At 68.4% G+C, this 15,130-nt stretch carries 15 protein-coding genes; 8 read left to right on the forward strand and 7 right to left on the reverse strand.

What is annotated here, in order from left to right; genetic code table 11:
* The first annotated feature begins 37 nt into the window (after window positions 1-37).
* From ACIQ1T_RS01255 to ACIQ1T_RS01270, 4 genes are all read left to right on the forward strand, one after another.
* On the forward strand, window positions 38-541 hold the full coding sequence (locus tag ACIQ1T_RS01255; protein ID WP_395942671.1) for a SixA phosphatase family protein: 504 nt from the start codon (window positions 38-40) through the stop codon (window positions 539-541).
* Entirely contained in the window at window positions 538-882 is a 345-nt protein-coding gene (locus tag ACIQ1T_RS01260) for a DUF952 domain-containing protein (protein WP_395942672.1), read from the forward strand. Before ACIQ1T_RS01255 ends, ACIQ1T_RS01260 begins: the two co-directional genes overlap by 4 nt.
* A complete protein-coding gene (locus tag ACIQ1T_RS01265) occupies window positions 879-1,925 on the forward strand; it encodes a quinone-dependent dihydroorotate dehydrogenase (RefSeq protein WP_395942673.1) in 1,047 nt (348 codons plus the stop codon). Before ACIQ1T_RS01260 ends, ACIQ1T_RS01265 begins: the two co-directional genes overlap by 4 nt.
* Before the next feature lie 72 nt (window positions 1,926-1,997).
* Window positions 1,998-3,914 carry an ATP-binding protein gene (locus ACIQ1T_RS01270; protein ID WP_395942674.1) on the forward strand — a complete coding sequence of 639 codons (1,917 nt, stop codon included), beginning with the start codon at window positions 1,998-2,000 and terminating at the stop codon, window positions 3,912-3,914.
* On the opposite strand, the gene ACIQ1T_RS01275 is transcribed toward ACIQ1T_RS01270, so the two are convergent.
* Window positions 3,815-4,321 carry a very short patch repair endonuclease gene (locus ACIQ1T_RS01275; protein ID WP_395942675.1) on the reverse strand — a complete coding sequence of 169 codons (507 nt, stop codon included), beginning with the start codon at window positions 4,319-4,321 and terminating at the stop codon, window positions 3,815-3,817. The genes ACIQ1T_RS01270 and ACIQ1T_RS01275 overlap by 100 nt on opposite strands.
* 36 nt (window positions 4,322-4,357) lie before the next feature.
* Window positions 4,358-4,843: a peroxiredoxin gene (locus ACIQ1T_RS01280; RefSeq protein ID WP_395942676.1), complete on the reverse strand. Its 486-nt coding sequence runs from the start codon at window positions 4,841-4,843 to the stop codon at window positions 4,358-4,360.
* Between the two features lie 126 nt (window positions 4,844-4,969).
* Here ACIQ1T_RS01280 and ACIQ1T_RS01285 point away from each other — a divergent pair, with 126 nt between their 5' ends.
* On the forward strand, window positions 4,970-5,539 hold the full coding sequence (locus ACIQ1T_RS01285) for a YqgE/AlgH family protein (RefSeq protein WP_395942677.1): 570 nt from the start codon (window positions 4,970-4,972) through the stop codon (window positions 5,537-5,539).
* A gap of 3 nt (window positions 5,540-5,542) precedes the next feature.
* Here the strand turns inward: ACIQ1T_RS01285 and ACIQ1T_RS01290 are convergent, their stop codons facing one another.
* Window positions 5,543-6,037, reverse strand: a complete 495-nt coding sequence (locus ACIQ1T_RS01290) for a MarR family winged helix-turn-helix transcriptional regulator (RefSeq protein ID WP_395942678.1) — start codon at window positions 6,035-6,037, stop codon at window positions 5,543-5,545.
* A 280-nt stretch (window positions 6,038-6,317) separates the two neighbouring features.
* Here ACIQ1T_RS01290 and ACIQ1T_RS01295 point away from each other — a divergent pair, with 280 nt between their 5' ends.
* Window positions 6,318-7,817 carry a methyl-accepting chemotaxis protein gene (locus ACIQ1T_RS01295; protein WP_395942679.1) on the forward strand — a complete coding sequence of 500 codons (1,500 nt, stop codon included), beginning with the start codon at window positions 6,318-6,320 and terminating at the stop codon, window positions 7,815-7,817.
* Window positions 7,817-8,281: a chemotaxis protein CheW gene (locus ACIQ1T_RS01300; protein ID WP_395942680.1), complete on the forward strand. Its 465-nt coding sequence runs from the start codon at window positions 7,817-7,819 to the stop codon at window positions 8,279-8,281. Before ACIQ1T_RS01295 ends, ACIQ1T_RS01300 begins: the two co-directional genes overlap by 1 nt.
* 85 nt (window positions 8,282-8,366) lie before the next feature.
* On the opposite strand, the gene ACIQ1T_RS01305 is transcribed toward ACIQ1T_RS01300, so the two are convergent.
* The 3 genes from ACIQ1T_RS01305 to ACIQ1T_RS01315 form a co-directional block, all read right to left on the reverse strand.
* Window positions 8,367-9,206: an outer membrane protein gene (locus ACIQ1T_RS01305; RefSeq protein WP_395942681.1), complete on the reverse strand. Its 840-nt coding sequence runs from the start codon at window positions 9,204-9,206 to the stop codon at window positions 8,367-8,369.
* Window positions 9,207-9,350: 144 nt separating this feature from the next.
* On the reverse strand, window positions 9,351-11,042 hold the full coding sequence (locus ACIQ1T_RS01310) for a bifunctional protein-serine/threonine kinase/phosphatase (RefSeq protein WP_395942682.1): 1,692 nt from the start codon (window positions 11,040-11,042) through the stop codon (window positions 9,351-9,353).
* A 24-nt stretch (window positions 11,043-11,066) separates the two neighbouring features.
* Complete coding sequence (locus tag ACIQ1T_RS01315; protein WP_395942683.1) at window positions 11,067-12,161, reverse strand: Fic family protein; 1,095 nt, start codon at window positions 12,159-12,161, stop codon at window positions 11,067-11,069.
* Between the two features lie 181 nt (window positions 12,162-12,342).
* Between ACIQ1T_RS01315 and ACIQ1T_RS01320 the strand changes: the two genes are divergently transcribed.
* The gene (locus tag ACIQ1T_RS01320; RefSeq protein ID WP_395942684.1) at window positions 12,343-13,449 is read left to right on the forward strand and encodes a DUF5694 domain-containing protein; all 1,107 of its coding nucleotides are present in this window, start codon (window positions 12,343-12,345) and stop codon (window positions 13,447-13,449) included.
* Between the two features lie 4 nt (window positions 13,450-13,453).
* Here the strand turns inward: ACIQ1T_RS01320 and ACIQ1T_RS01325 are convergent, their stop codons facing one another.
* Window positions 13,454-15,121 (reverse strand): putative bifunctional diguanylate cyclase/phosphodiesterase, encoded by a 1,668-nt coding sequence (locus tag ACIQ1T_RS01325; RefSeq protein ID WP_395942685.1) that lies wholly within the window; start codon window positions 15,119-15,121, stop codon window positions 13,454-13,456.
* Window positions 15,122-15,130 lie beyond the last annotated feature (9 nt).

Genomic DNA, 15,130 nt, shown 5'->3' on the forward strand with positions numbered 1-15,130 from the left:
TGTTCGCCGGGCGCGAACGGCCTTATGGCGAAGCCCCATGCATCGACTGATCCTCATGCGGCACGCCCAGGCGGAGGCCTCTGCCCCGTCCGGCGGCGACGAAGCCCGCCCCCTGTCCGCCGCAGGACGCAACGAAGCCCTGCTGATGGGCCGGGCCCTGGCCGAGCGCGGGCTGAAGCCCGACCTGGCCCTGGTCTCGTCCGCCGTCCGCACCCGCCAGACCTGGGACCAGATGCACGACGCCTTCGGCGACGTGGACGTGCGCACCGAAAAGCTTCTCTACAACGCCGCCTCCGACACCCTGCGCCGCTTCGTCGAGGCCAGCGAGGACGAGGCCGGCTGCCTCATGGTCCTGGCCCACAATCCCGGCGTCCATGTGCTGGCGGCCGAGTATCTGTCCGAAAGCGCCGCCTCGCCCGCCATTCTGGATCGCCTCGCCGCCGGCTTCCCGACCGGGGCCGCCGCCCTGTTCACCGTCGATGTGGCCGGCCGCTGCACCTATGAGGGTTTCCTGACCCCGCGCACCCTGGGCGCCGCATGACCGGAACAGCCTACAAGATCGTCGGCGCCGACGAGTGGCGCGCCGCCGTGGCCGAGGGCCGCTACGAAGGCTCCGCTGTCGACGTCGCCGACGGCTATATCCATATGTCGACCGGCGAGCAGCTGGTCGAGACCGCCCGCCGCCACTACGCCGGCCGGATCGATCTGATGCTGCTGACCGTAGATCTGGCCCGGTTCGGCGAGGATCTGGTGTGGGAGCCGTCACGCGGCGGCGACCTGTTCCCCCACCTCTACGCCCCCCTGCCGGTCGCGGCCGTCGCGGCGACGCGCGCCTTCTCGGTCGCCGAGGACGGCGCCATGGTGTTCGAGGACGCGGCATGAGCCTGTCGAATCTGGCCGCCGCCGCCCTGCGCCGTCTTGATCCCGAGACCGCCCACCAGCTGGCGATCAAGGGCCTGGCCTTCGCCCCCCTGCCCGCGCCCCCGGCCGACGATCCCATCCTGCATACGACGGTGGCGGGCCTCAGCCTGCCCAATCCGGTCGGTCTGGCCGCCGGGCTGGACAAAAACGGCCAGGCCCTGCGCGGCCTGTCGCGCCTGGGCTTCGGCTTCGTCGAATGCGGCTCGGTCACCCCCCGCGCCCAGGCGGGCAATCCCCAGCCGCGCCTGTTCCGCCTGAGCGAGGACCGGGCCATCATCAACCGGATGGGGTTCAACAACGCCGGGCTGGAGTCCTTCGCCGCCCGGCTGGACCGCCGCCCGGCGGGCGTTGTGGTCGGCGCCAACCTGGGCGCCAACAAGGACACCGAGGACAAGGCCGCCGACTATGTCGCGGGGCTTGAGCGGCTGGTCGGCCGCGCCTCCTACTTCACGGTCAACATCTCCTCGCCCAACACGCCGGGCCTGCGCGCGCTGCAGGGCCGCGAACAGCTCGACGACCTGCTGGGCCGGATCGACGCCGCTCGCCCGGCGGCGGGCGCGGCCCGCGTGCCCGTCTTCCTGAAGATCGCGCCCGACCTGATCGCCGACGAGATCGGCATGATCGTGGAGGCCTCGCTGGCGCACCGGATCGACGGGCTGATCGTGTCCAACACCACGCTGGAGCGGCCGGAGACCCTGCGTTCGCCCGACGCGCGCGAGACCGGCGGCCTGTCCGGCGCGCCTGTCCGGCCCTTTGCGGAGAAGGCGCTGCGCGCCGCCGCCGAGGCGGCCGGCGGGCGGCTGCCCCTGATCGCGGTCGGCGGAATCGACAGCGGCGCCGAGGCCTATGCCCGCATCCGCCTGGGGGCGTCGGCCGTCCAGATCTATTCCGCCCTAATCTATGAAGGCCCCGGCCTGGTGGGTCGTATCAAGCGGGATCTGGCCGCGCGTCTCCGCTCCGACGGCTTTTCCACGATTTTCGAGGCGATCGGCGCCCCGCGTTGACAGAGCGTTAGCCTCACTTCCCCCATACTGACCCGAAGCGAACGAACACGGTTCGCAAAGTCGGGGAACTCTATGCCGAAGGCGACCGTCGATACTGCTGCAAGCGGCTGGACCGTGGCTGTGCGCCACCGTCGCGGCACCCTGCTGCAGCGCGTCGGTCTGGGCGCCGCCGTGGCCCTGGTCGTAACCCCGATGATGGGGTGGCAGGTCTGCCTGGGCTGGGCCGTGGCCTATGGGCTGATGCAATTCCTGGAACTGGTGGCCTTCGCCCCGGTCACGCGCGGCGATGCGGGCGAGATGCCGCGCTGGCGCAAGGCCATCGGCTGCCTGACCCTGTTCACCAGCGCCTCGCTGTTCGGCGGCCTGTCGATCCCGATGTGGCTGATCGGCGGCCCGCTGGGCGGCGTCTGCGCGGCCCTGATGCTGCCGGCCCTGATGCTGTTCGCGATGATCAACTCGCCGCGGTCGAAGGCGATCCTGGTCTCGACCCTGACGCCGCCGATGCTCTATCTGCTGGCGGTGCCCTTCTTCGCCGCCTCGTTCGGCGCGCCCTCGCCGCTGGTGATGACGGCCTCGGCGGCCGTGGTCCTCTACGCCATCTACACGGTGATCAGCTGGCAGAAGATGAGCGAGGCGACCGAGAACCAGTTGCGCGCCCACGCCGAGGCCGACCGGCTGCGGCTCAAGGCCGAGCAGGACCTGGCCGCCCACACCGCCTTCCTGGCCGCCGTCGGCCATGACCTGCGCACCCCCATAGGCGCCATCCTGACCGGCGCCGCCGAGCTGCAGGCGCTGGACTCCCACTCGCGGACGAACGCCCATCTGATCACCGACGCCGGTCTGATGATGAAGGCCCTGCTGGACGACCTGCTGGACCATTCCAAGATCGGCGCGGGCCGGATGACGGTCGAGGCGGTCGATTTCGACCTGCGCGTCATGCTGGCCCAGACCCTGCGCCTGTGGCGCGGACCGGTCGAGGCCAAGGGATTGAAACTGCGCCTGGAAGGTGCCGCCCGCATGCCCCGCAGCGTTCGCGGCGACCCCATGCGCATCCGTCAGGTGCTGAACAACCTGATGTCCAACGCCGTGAAGTTCACGCCCCAGGGCGAGGTCACCCTGCGTCTGGACGCCTGGGTCGAGGAACCCTGCGGCTATTCGATCCTGTTCGAGGTCGCCGACACCGGCCCCGGCATGACGGCCGACCAGCTGACGCGCCTGTTCACCCCGTTCGACCAGACCGCCGACGGCGTCAGCGCCCGGCACGGCGGATCGGGCCTGGGCCTGGCCATCAGCCGCGACCTGATCGAACTGATGGGCGGCCGGCTGACGGCGCGCAGCACGCCCGGACAGGGCGCCCGGTTCACCGTCTCCCTGTTCCTGCCGCGCGGCGAAGAGGTCGTCGTCACGGCCGCGCCGACCGATGACAGCCGCGTCGACATCGCCCGCGCCCTGGCGTCGCGCAAGGCCGAGGCGGCGGCCAGACCCGCTTCGGCGCCCACGCCCCAGATCGACGCCCCGCCGATCGCCGGAAACGACGCCGATCCCGCACCCGCCGACAGCCACGGCGACGGTGACGAGGACGAAGGCCGGCCCCTGCGCCTGCTGGTCGTCGACGACCACGACATCAACCGCCGGGCGGTCCAGCTGATCCTGCAGCCGCTGGGCTGCGACATCGTCACCGCCGCCGACGGCATGATCGCCCTGGAACGGTGCGCGGAGACCGTCTTCGACGTGATCTTCATGGATGTTCGCATGCCGGAACTGGACGGCCGCGAGACCACCCGTCGCCTGCGCGCCGGCGGCGGCCCCAACGCCCGCACCCCGGTCGTCGCCGTCACCGCCGACACCGCGCCCGAGGATGTCGCCGCCTGTCAGGCGGCCGGCATGGCCTATTTCGTCTCCAAACCCCTGACGCCCCCGGCCTTGCTGGGCGCGCTGCAGCACGTGCTGGACGAGACGGCCCAGGCCTCCGAGACCGAGGCCGCCTGACCCCGGACGGCGGCGACCAGCCGCGCGGCGAAGTCCGGCGATTTGAGGTCGCACTCCCACACGGTCAGCACGCGCCAGCCCCCGGCGTCCAGCGCCGCCACGGCCCGCGCGTCTCTGGCGCGATTGCGGTCGATCTTGGCGGTCCAGTATTCGGCGTTGGCCTTGGGCTTGCGCGATCCGCGCGCGCAATCGTGCCCGTGCCAGAAACAGCCGTGGACGAAGAGGGCGATCCTGCGTCCCTTCATCGTCACATCAGGCCTGCCGGGCAGGCCCAGGCCGCCCAGCCGATAGCCGATCCCGGCCGCGCGCAATATCCCGCGCACGGCCAGTTCCGGCGACGTGTCCCACCCCTTCACGCGACGCATCACGGCGCTGCGCTTTTCGGGGCTGAAGACGTCGGTCGTCACGATCAATCCACGCTCAGACGGCGGGATTGATCCACTTCAGAGCTGCGCCAGCAGATGCTCGGCCGAGGACACCTTGAACTCGCCGCCCTGTTCGATGTTCAGCTGGGTGACGGTCCCGTCCTTGACCAGCATGGAATAGCGCTGCGAACGCTCGCCCAGGCCGAAACCCGAACCGTCCAGCACCAGACCCAGTTCGCGGGTCAGGTCGCCGTTGCCGTCGGCCAGCATGACGATGGACTCGTCCTCGATGCCCTGGCTCTCGGCCCAGGCCTTCATGACGAAGGCGTCGTTGACCGAGATGCAGGCGACCACGTCGACGCCCTTGCCCTTGATGGCGTCCAGATTGTCCTTGAAGCCCGGCAGGTGGCGCGCCGAGCAGGTGGGGGTGAAGGCGCCGGGCACGGCGAACAGGGCCACGGTCTTGCCGCCGAAGACGTCGGCGGTCGAGACAGGCTTGGGGCCTTCGGCCGTCGCCTGGGCGAAGGTCGCGTTGGGGATGCGATCGCCGATTTGAATGGTCATGAGGTCTCTCCGCGCGGGATGGGTTGGAATTGAAACAGCGCCCGCGACACATAGAGGCCTGCTGCGACACCGCAAGCATCAACGCCGCTTGCGTCCACCCGTTTCCCACCCGATGATATGCCTATCATGACCGACGCCTCCTCCCTGACGGGCCGTCTGCTGGTCGCCATGCCCGGCATCGGCGACCCCCGGTTCGAACATGCCGTGATCCTGATCTGCGCCCATGGCCCGGACCACGCCATGGGACTGCGTCTCGACAGCCCGGCCAAGGGCGTCGACCTGAAGACCGTACTCGACAAGCTGGACGCTCCCGCCCCCGAACAATCGATCGGCCGCGCCGTCCTGATGGGCGGTCCGGTCGAGCGGGAGCGCGGCTTCGTGCTGCACACCGACGACTGGAGCGTGGGCGACGACACCCTGCCCTTCGGCGACGGCCTGGCCATGACCGGCACGCGCGAAGCCTTGGCCGCCATGACCGACGCCGTCGACGGCCCGCGCCGATCCGCCTTGCTGCTGGGCTACGCCGGCTGGGGCGAGGGTCAGCTCGAAGACGAATTGGCCGACAATGTCTGGCTGACCGCCGACGCGGATCTGGACCTGATCTTCGACGCCGATCACGAGTCCAAATGGACCCGCGCCCTGGCCCGCATGGGCGTCGATGCGGCCCGACTGTCCAGCCAGGGCGGCCGCGCCTAAGGCTCAGACGGACGCCAGTTCGCCCTCGGGCTCGCCGCCGATATCGACCGGCCCGGAAATCCGCGACGCCAGCACGTTCAGCACCCTCAGGGTGACGCCCAGATCCTCGTCCGACAGTCCCTGAAACAGCAGGTTCCGATCACGCGATGCGGTGGCTTCCGAGCTGTGCAGGGCCTGAAGGCCGCTGGGCTCCAGCTTGATCAGGTTGGCGCGCCCGTCGCCGAGCAGCCGATGCTTCGACACCAGACCGTCCTCCAGCAGGCGCGCGATCCGGCGCGACAGCGTCGGCTCCGACAGGGAGAGGCCCGTGGCCAGTTCGGTCTGCGTCATCCCGGTCGGCGCGTCGCGCAACAGATAGAGCGGCGCGCGCTGAGCGTTCGTATAGCCGGAGGTCTTGAACAGCCGCGCGGCGCGCGCGGTCCACTGGCGCGAGACCAGGGCGATCCTCTGCTTGATCAAGATCTGGACGGCGGATCGCTCCTCGTCAATTTTACTCAATTCGTCTTTATGCCGGAAGATTTCATCAAGACCTTTGACAGTGAAATCGGGCATGTTCGGAGACCACACTCACCGTGTCGGCGGCGACGCGAGTCGCCGATCAAGAAGTAAGCGCGCTCAACTAATGTTCATACTGGAGCGGCGCAAGCGCATGTATCCTGCTGGTTGAATTTCGGCCAGGATCATAAGTTAAATCCAAAGTTGCACATGCAACCATATCGATATGTGGAATAAACCACATCGCTTTACATCGAGGCGTCATCACTCGGGGGAGACGTCCATGCCTATTTTCAAGCGGTCCGTCAAAGAGACCAGCGAAGCCCAGGACCTGCGCAGCATGCTTGCCGCAGTCCAGAGATCTCAGGCCGTGATCGAGTTCGACCTGGACGGCGTCATTCGCGACGCCAACGCGAATTTTCTTTCGGTCGTCGGCTACAATCTCGACGAGATAAAGGGCCGACACCACCGCATCTTCATGGATCCGGGCGAGGCGAATTCGCCCGCCTACGTTGAGTTCTGGCGACGTCTGAACGCCGGCGAATTCGTCGCCGACACCTTCACCCGCTACGGCAAGGGCGGCAAGCGCGCGGTGATCGAGGCGTCGTACAATCCGATCTTCGACGCCGCGGGAAAACCCTACAAGGTGGTCAAGTTCGCCACCGACGTGACCGCCGCCGAGATCGAGCGCGAGCGCCGCGCCGAGGCCGATCGCGAGGCCGCCCAGGTTCAGAACGCCGTGGTCGAGGGCACGGGACGCGCCCTGGCCGCGATGGCGGCGGGCGACCTGTCCTACCGGATCGCCGAGACCTTCCCCGGCGAATACGCCCAGCTGCGCGACAACTTCAACCGCGCCATCGCGGCCCTGGACCAGGCGGTGGGCGTGATCGGCGGCAATGCGGGATCGATGCAGTCGGGCGCCGATGAGATCAGCAGCGCGGCGGAAGACCTGTCGCGCCGCACCGAACGCCAGGCCGCCAGCCTGGAGGAGACCGCGGCCGCCCTGGACCAGATCACCGCCACCGTCCGCAGGACGGCGGAGAACGCCCAGGCCGCCGACGCCGTCGTGGGCCAGACCCGCGGCCAGGCCGAGACCGGCGGCGCGGTCGTGCAGCGGGCGGTCGAGGCCATGGGCGAGATCGAACGTTCGTCCGACCAGATCGGCCAGATCATCGGGGTGATCGACGAGATCGCCTTCCAGACCAATCTTCTGGCCCTGAACGCCGGCGTCGAGGCGGCGCGGGCCGGAGAGGCCGGTCGCGGCTTCGCCGTCGTCGCTTCGGAAGTGCGGGCCCTGGCCCAGCGTTCGGCCGAATCCGCAAAGGAAATCAAGACCTTGATTTCAGCCAGCGGCGCACAGGTCAAGGACGGCGTGGTCCTGGTGCGTCAATCGGGCGAGGCTCTGACAGGAATCGCCGCGCGGATTAACGAAATCACCAGCCTGATGGGCGAGATTAGGGCCTCGACCCAGGAACAGGCCATCGGCCTGGCCGAGGTCAATACGGCGGTCAACGACATGGACCAGGTTACGCAACAGAACGCAGCGATGGTCGAACAGTCCACCGCCGCCAGTCTGAGCCTCAGTCGCGAGGCCGCCGACCTGTCCCAGCTCGTGGGTCGTTTCCAGGTCTCCGCCCCGGGAGCCCAGCGCGCGCCGACGCCGGTCCATCAGGTCCAGGCGCGCATCGAGGCCTTCGCGGCGGATACGAACCCTCGCCCCCGCAAGGTGGCGGCAGGCGGCGGCGGATATGCCGGCGCCACATCGGATTGGGAGGCGTTTTGATGGCAGGCACCACACTGGGCGGCACGGGCGGTCAACGTGAACTGGTCGGCTTTCGCGTCGGCGAACAGGCCTTCTGCATCGACATCACCTCGGTGCTGGAGATCCGGGGCTGGACCCCGACCACGCCCCTGCCGCGTGCGCCGGACTATATGAAGGGGGTCGTGAACCTGCGAGGCACGGTCCTGCCGATCATCGACCTGGCGGCGCGCCTCGGCCTGCCGACCAAGGAACCCTCAGCCCGTCACGCCATCATGGTGGTCAAGTGCGGAACCCGCACCGTCGGCCTTCTGGTCGAGGCCGTCTCGGACATCGTCCAGCTGGACGACTCTTCGCGCCAGCAGACGCCGGACATGGGCGCCGACGCCGGCGCGGGCGTCATCGCCGGCATCTTCGCCGTCGATGGCGACATGATCAGCCTGCTGGAACTCGACAACGTCCTGCCGCCGATGGCCGAAGCCGCCTGACGGTCCGGCGCCTCCGGCCAGCGGTCGAATTGATGACGGCCGGGGTGCGAACCCCGGCCGTCGTCGTTTATGGAACCCGCGCTTCTTAGAAGCGGTAGTTCATGCCGATGCGCACCATGTGCGTGCCGAACTTGCCGTTGCCGCGCGTCATGTCGGTACCGGTCGTGTTCGGCGCCAGGATGAAGGGGTTGGTCGCCGGGGTCGTGCCGGTGCTGTCGACGCGGATCACGGGGCTGTCGACGCTCAGCGAAGTATAGAGATACTCGCCGCTGACCGTCAGGCCGCGACCCAGGGCGTATTCCACGCCGCCGCCGGCCTGCCAGCCGTCGCCGTCATCGGATTCGGTGGTCTCGGTGAAGCGGTTGGCGGTGTTCGAGGTGCGGAAGGTGTTGTCGAACTTGCCGTAGGCGTAGCCGCCCGTGCCGTAGATCAGGGCCGGACCCATGGCGTAGCCCAGCTTGGCGCGAACGGCGGCCGTGCTCTCCAGCTCGCGGGTGAAGCTGTAGAAGGCCGGGGTCGTGCTGAAGCCGGTCACCGTGTCCTGAACGGTGTTGACGCTGTATTCGGCCAGGGCGCCGACGACGATATTGCCGAACTGCCAGTCATAGCCGCCGCGCACGCCCGCCTCGACGCCGTCGTTGTCGTCACGGCAACCCGTCGCCGGTCCGGTGCTGGTCGCCGCGCCGCCGCAGAAGCCGGGGCTGAAGGCGTCGGCGCCGGCTGCAGTCGTAACCGTGTCGCCGTAGTTTCCGTCGAGATTGCGGTCGAAGCGCAGGATCTCGTCCTCGTCCTCGTTCGACTGGTTGTAGCCGCCGAAGATGCCGATGTAGGGGCCGGACCAGTCGGGAGCCACGGACTGGGCCAGGGCGGGCGTGGAAACGAGCGCCAGCGCCAGAACGCTGGTGGTGGTCAGGGTCTTGATCATGTGCGTAAGGCCTTCGTGCCTGAAAGAGAGAACGGGCACGACTGTCCCCGCGGCACCGAAAAGCATTGAACTTCGGTATGTTCCACGCACGACCTGTCGCCATATGCCGCAGCATCCATTCGGCTGTGCACGGCGTATTAGCCCCTATCGCGTCGCCAGGGATATCATCAGCAGCACCACCAGAACCAGGCAAAGCCCCTGCCAGAACCGCACCGGATCACGCTCGATCAGGGACAGGGGGCGCGGCGCCGGGGCGGCGACGGCGCTGCCGGTCTCCAGCACGTGGATCAGTTCCTCGACGTCCTCGAACCGTTCGTCCGGATCGACCGCGACGGCGCGCATGATGGCCGCCTCCAGCCAGGCGGGCATGTCCGGCCGGTGCCGCGTCGGCGGGGCGGGCGTGCGGTCGAACCGGGGCGCGTCGTTCGGATCGACCTCGCCCCAGGGATAGGTGCGGGTGAACATCCGGTACAGGGTCACGCCCAGGGCGAACTGGTCCGTCGCTGCATTCCCGCTCTCGCCGTCATACATCTCGGGCGCCTTGTATCCGGGGGTGCCGGGCGCCTCGGCCTCGGCGAACTCCTCGGCGCGACGCAGGCGGGCGACGCCCAGATCGACCAGTTTCAGCCCGCCGTTCGTCTCCAGGATCACATTGTCCGGCTTGATGTCGCGGTGGGTCACCCCGGCCCGGTGCAGGGCCGCCACGCCCTTCGCCAGTTTCAGCGCCACCCCGATCCCCTCGGCGATCTCGAACGGGCCCTCCTCGGCCAGACGCGCGTGCAGGGTCTGGCCCTGATAGAAGGGCTGGGCGATGTAGAGCCGGCTCTGCCGGCCGGCGTCCAGGCTCAGCACCCGCCCCACATAGGGGCTGTCGATCCGCCGACCGATGAAGGCCTCGCGCAGGAAGGCGGTGCGCGCGCCGCGCTCGGACACCACGGCGGGTTTGGGAAACTTCAGCACCGCCCGCTCGTCGCCGGACCGCCCAAGGAACAGCCGGGTGTAGCGCCCGTCCGCCACCACCCGCTCCAGCGCGAACCCATCGACCGTCTCGCCCACATTGGGCGGCGGCAGGATCGCCAGCCCCTCGGCCTCGGCGGTGATCGCCTCCCAGTCCGGCGCGCCGATGGCGACCACGTCGATGACCAGGGCGGTGTTGTTGTCGCGCGCCCCGATCTCGGCCACCTCGGCCAGTATGGCCTTGGCGTCGGCGTCCGGCGAGCCGCGCCGCCCCAGCAGCCGCGCCAGGGCCTCGTCCGGCAGCACCCCGTGCACCCCGTCCGTGGTCAGCAACAGCCGGTCGTGCGGCGCCAGTCCCACATGACGCACGTCCAGCTTGACGTCCGCCTCGATCCCCACGGCCCGATACAGCACATGGCTGAGCCCCTGCTGCGCCCGCGTATGATCCTCGGTCAGGCGGGTCAGCACCCCGTCCCTGAAATGATACGCCCGACTGTCCCCGACATGCAGGGCCACCGCCTCCCGCCCGCGCAGGATCAGGGCGGTGAAGGTGGTCGCCGCCGCCTCCATGGCGGGATCGATCTTGCCCCGTGCATGGAGCCAGCGATTGAAGCCCCGCAACGCCTTGATCCCGTTGGGCGCGATGCCGTTCAGCGGGTTCTGGTCCAGATAGCCGTCGATAAAGCTGCGCGTCGTCAGCTCGGCCGCCATCCGCCCGGCCTTGGAGCCCGACACCCCGTCGGCGATCACCGCCACCACCCCGTGCTCGCGCTGCTCGGCCGGCGTGCCCAGATGGATTCCGCCGAAATCCTGATTGCCCGCCTTGGGCCCGATGGCGGTGGCGAAGCCGGCGGCGATTTCCAGTCTGGCGTCGGTCATGTCCGTCTTTCGCCGGTGAAAGCCTTATCCTTCATCCGACACCTTCATCAGCAGGGCAATCAGGGGCGTGTTGACGTAATAGTTGTTCCGCCCGGACTGATGCTTCTCGACAAAGCCCGCCGCCGCAAGCTGATCGAGGTATTTCGCCGCCGTCTGCCGTGTCACCTCGAGATCATTCTGCAAGAACTCGATCCGAGTGTAGGGATGGCGAAACAGGTTGTTCAACAGATCCTGCGAATAGCGGATCGTCTCGTGCGCGCGCAGCCGCGCCTTATAGTCCGCCATCAGGGCGCTCATACCGTCGATCAGGTGCAGCGTCTGGCGCGCCGTCTCCGACACGGCGCTGAGCATATACAGCAGCCAGGGCTCCCACCTGCCGTTGTCGCGGACGTCCTGCAGCAGGCGATAGTATTCACCCTTGTTCGCCGTGACATAGCGACTGAGGTAGAGAACCGGGATGTCCAGCAGTCCCGCCCGCGTCAGATATAGGACGTTCAGGATTCGCCCGATCCGGCCATTTCCATCCGAGAACGGGTGGATGCTTTCGAACTGATGATGGATCAGGGCCATCTTCACTAACGGATCGAGATCACTGGCCGCATCGTCGTTGATGAAGACCTCCAGATCCTTCATGTGCCGGACGATCTCGGCCTCGGACTGCGGCGGTACATAGACCACCGCGCCGGTCGCCTGGTTCTTCAATGCCGTGCCGGGCGTAGAGCGAAACCGTTCCTGGCTGCGCTTCAGGACCTGAAACATCTCGATCAGGATGTTGTTGGTCAGCAGGCCCTGGCCTGCCTGCAACCGATCGAAACCACGCTTCAGGGCGTCTCCGTAATTCGCGACCTCTTTCGCCGCCGGCGAATCCGCCTCTTCCCAAAACAGGCTTGCACGAAACAACTCGTCCTGAGTGGTGACGATATTCTCGACCTCCGAACTGGCCTTGGCCTCCTGCAGCACCAGAGCGTTGATCAGGATGGCCTGGTTCGGAATGCTGCGCGCACGCCCCTTGAGCTCCGCCAGATGCCGATGCGCTTTCGCGGCCCCCCGAAGAACCGCGACGGTTTCCAGATCAGGCCGTGGCGGCAGGGTGGGAATCACATAGGTCGCACTTAACATGTCGCCTCCACGTGTTCGTTTTTGTAGATTTTTTTAACATGATACAGTCCATGTGTTAAGGTCGCATCCTTCAGTCCGGACCACAGCTAGATGTCCAAAGCTTAACGGGCGCTCGGCCATATTCCGCGCCATGGTCCCGTCGCCGCCGGGGCTGGCGGTCTCAGTTCAAGGCCATGCCGAGATGAAGCGTTCGCGTCACCGTATCCTGTCGTCCTTCGTCGTCCTGGCGGCGGCGGCGACTGCAAGCCTGGCCGGGGCGCAGGACTATCGTCCGGACTTCCACCCCGACCAGTTGAAGGGTCCGCCGCCGGGCGAGCCCAATACGGTGCTGGTGTTGGGCACGGCCCACCTGTCGGGCCTGCCCGCCACCTTCGATTTCGCACTTCTGGCGCCTCTGATGGATAGGCTGGAGGCCTGGCGGCCCACCGCGATCGCCACCGAGGATCTGTCCGGGCTTCAGTGCGACAGCCTGCGCCGCTACCCCCAGCGCTACGCCGACACGATCGACACCTACTGCTCCGATCCAACGGCGGCCGGCGAAGCCCTGGGGCTGGACGTCCCGGCGGCGAACGCCGAGGCCGAACGGATGCTGGCCGACTGGCCGGCCGCCCCGGCGGCGGGGCAACGCCGGCGTCTGGCGGCGGTCTTCCTGGCGGCCGGCGAGCAGGGTTCCGCCCTGGTCCAGTGGTTGCGCCTGCCGACCGAGGAACGCCGCTCCGGCGACGGCCTAACCGACGACCTGGCCGCGCGTCTCGACCGCATCAAGGCGCGACGCAATGAAACCGACCAGATCGCCGCGCCTCTCGCCGCTCGTCTCGGACTGGAGCGCCTCTGGAGCGTCGACGACCATTCCGCCGATGCCGCCGACCCTCAGGATCCCGTCGAACTGAAGGCCCGCCGCGACGCCATCATGGGCGCCTGGGACAATCCCGCGACCGCCGCCCGCCGCGCCGAGTCCGAACGGCTGGAATCTCGGCTGGGCGAACCGGACGGCGTGCTGAACCTGTACCGCGCCTACAACGCGCCGTATCAGGCCCTGCGGACCTATCAGTCCGACTTCGGCGCCGCCCTGGTCGAGCCGTCGACCCAGGGCTTCGGTCGGTCCTATGTCGGCTATTGGGAGACGCGGAACCTGCGGATGGTCGCCAATATGCGCGACGTCCTGGGCCAACACCCCGGCACGCGGATGCTGACCATCGTCGGCGCCTCGCACAAACCCTATTACGAGGCCTATCTGAACCTGATGCACGACGTCGTGCTGGCGGATGCGGAGCCGGTGCTGCGCTGACCCGTCAGGCCGACCGCTGCTTCAGCGGCGCCGTCCCGTCGGCCAGGCTTTCGGCCAGATAGACTTCCGCCTCCTGCGCGGGCAGGGCGGGCGCATAGCCGAAGCCCTGGCCGTAGTGGCACTGGGCCTGCAGCAGCAGGCCCGCCAGTTCGGCGTTCTCGACCCCCTCGGCGACGACCTCCAGCGACAGGTCGCGGCCCAGGTTGACCACCGACTTGACGATCTTGGCCGAGCCCTCGTCCTTGTTCATCGTCAGGACGAAATAGCGGTCGATCTTCAGCGTATCGAACGGCAGGCGCGCCAGATAGGACAGGGACGAGAAGCCGGTGCCGAAATCGTCCAGCGCCAGGGACGCCCCCACGTCCTTCAGCGACTGCAGCACCTCGGCGGCGTGCGCCGTGTCGCGCATGATGTCGCCCTCGGTGACCTCCAGCTTCAGCGCGCCCCTGGGCAGGCCGGTTTCCTTGATGATCCGGGCCACGTCCTCGCACAGGTGCGGCCGTTCGATCTCGCCGACCGACAGGTTGACGCTGCAGAACATCTTGCCCGCCTGGGGATGGCGCTGGATCCATTCGGCCAGCTGCCGCGCCGACTGCGTCATCATCAGCAGACCCAGGTCGTTCATCATGCCCAGGTCGGCGGTCAGGCCCAGGAATTCGTCCGGCGGCACCAGGCCGCGGCGCGGGTGACGCCAGCGCGCCAGGGCCTCGAAGCCGGCGACGGCCCCGGTGTTCAGATTCACGATCGGCTGGAAGAAGGGCACGATCTCGCCGCGCACGAAGGCGTTCCTCAGATCCGCCTCCAGCGCCAGTCGGCTCAGGCTGTCGCTCTCCAGCGCCCGGCCATAGGCGGCCGATCCGCCGCGTCCGGCGCCCTTGGCCGATTCCACCGCCAGTTCGACCCGACGCAGCAGTTCGGAGGCGTCGGGCGCATCCGGCCCGCCCTCCACCACCACCGCGCCGATGGAGACGGTCGGATAGATGTCGAAGCCCGCGACCCGCAGCGGCTGTTCCAGCGCCTCCCGCAGGCGATAGCTGGTGTGGCTGGCGGTCTTGGGCACAATGACGGCGAACTCGTCCTCGCCGATCCGGGCCGGCGAGGCGTCCTTGGAGAAGGCCGCGGCCAGGCGCGAGCCCAGGGCCGACAGGACCAGGTCGGTCCGCTCGTGGCCCAGGGCCTCGTTCAGTCGGCGCAGCCGATCGACGTCCCCGACCACGATCTCGTAGTCGCCGGTCTGGGTCAGAACCTCGCCGATCCGGGCGATGAAGGCGCGGCGGTCCAGCAGGCCGGTCAGCGCATCCCGATCCGAGGCCGCGAACTTGGTCTCCAGCGCCACCACCCCGGCGGCCCGCAGTCCGTCCTCCAGCCAGACCCCGCGCCACAGACAGGTCTCGGATCCGCGCATCCTCAGGCGGACGGCGACCTCGGTCCCCTCCTCCTGCGGCTTCAGCATCTTCTCGGCCAGCGACCGGTCCTGCGGCAGGGCCGAGGCGACGAAGCCGGCGGCGGTGCACTCGGGCGCCAGCGGCCCTAGGCCCAGGGCCCGCGTCGCGCCGGTGAATCTCAGATGGTCTTCGCCGGGGGTCCAGATCCACAGGGCCGTGTCGGCGGCCGCGAGCGCCTCGATGGCGGTCGTGGCGTCCCAGGCCAGCGATCGGGATCGCGCGTTCACGGCTGTCGC

The sequence above is a fragment of the Brevundimonas sp. genome (assembly GCF_044336875.1).
Lineage (GTDB): Bacteria > Pseudomonadota > Alphaproteobacteria > Caulobacterales > Caulobacteraceae > Brevundimonas.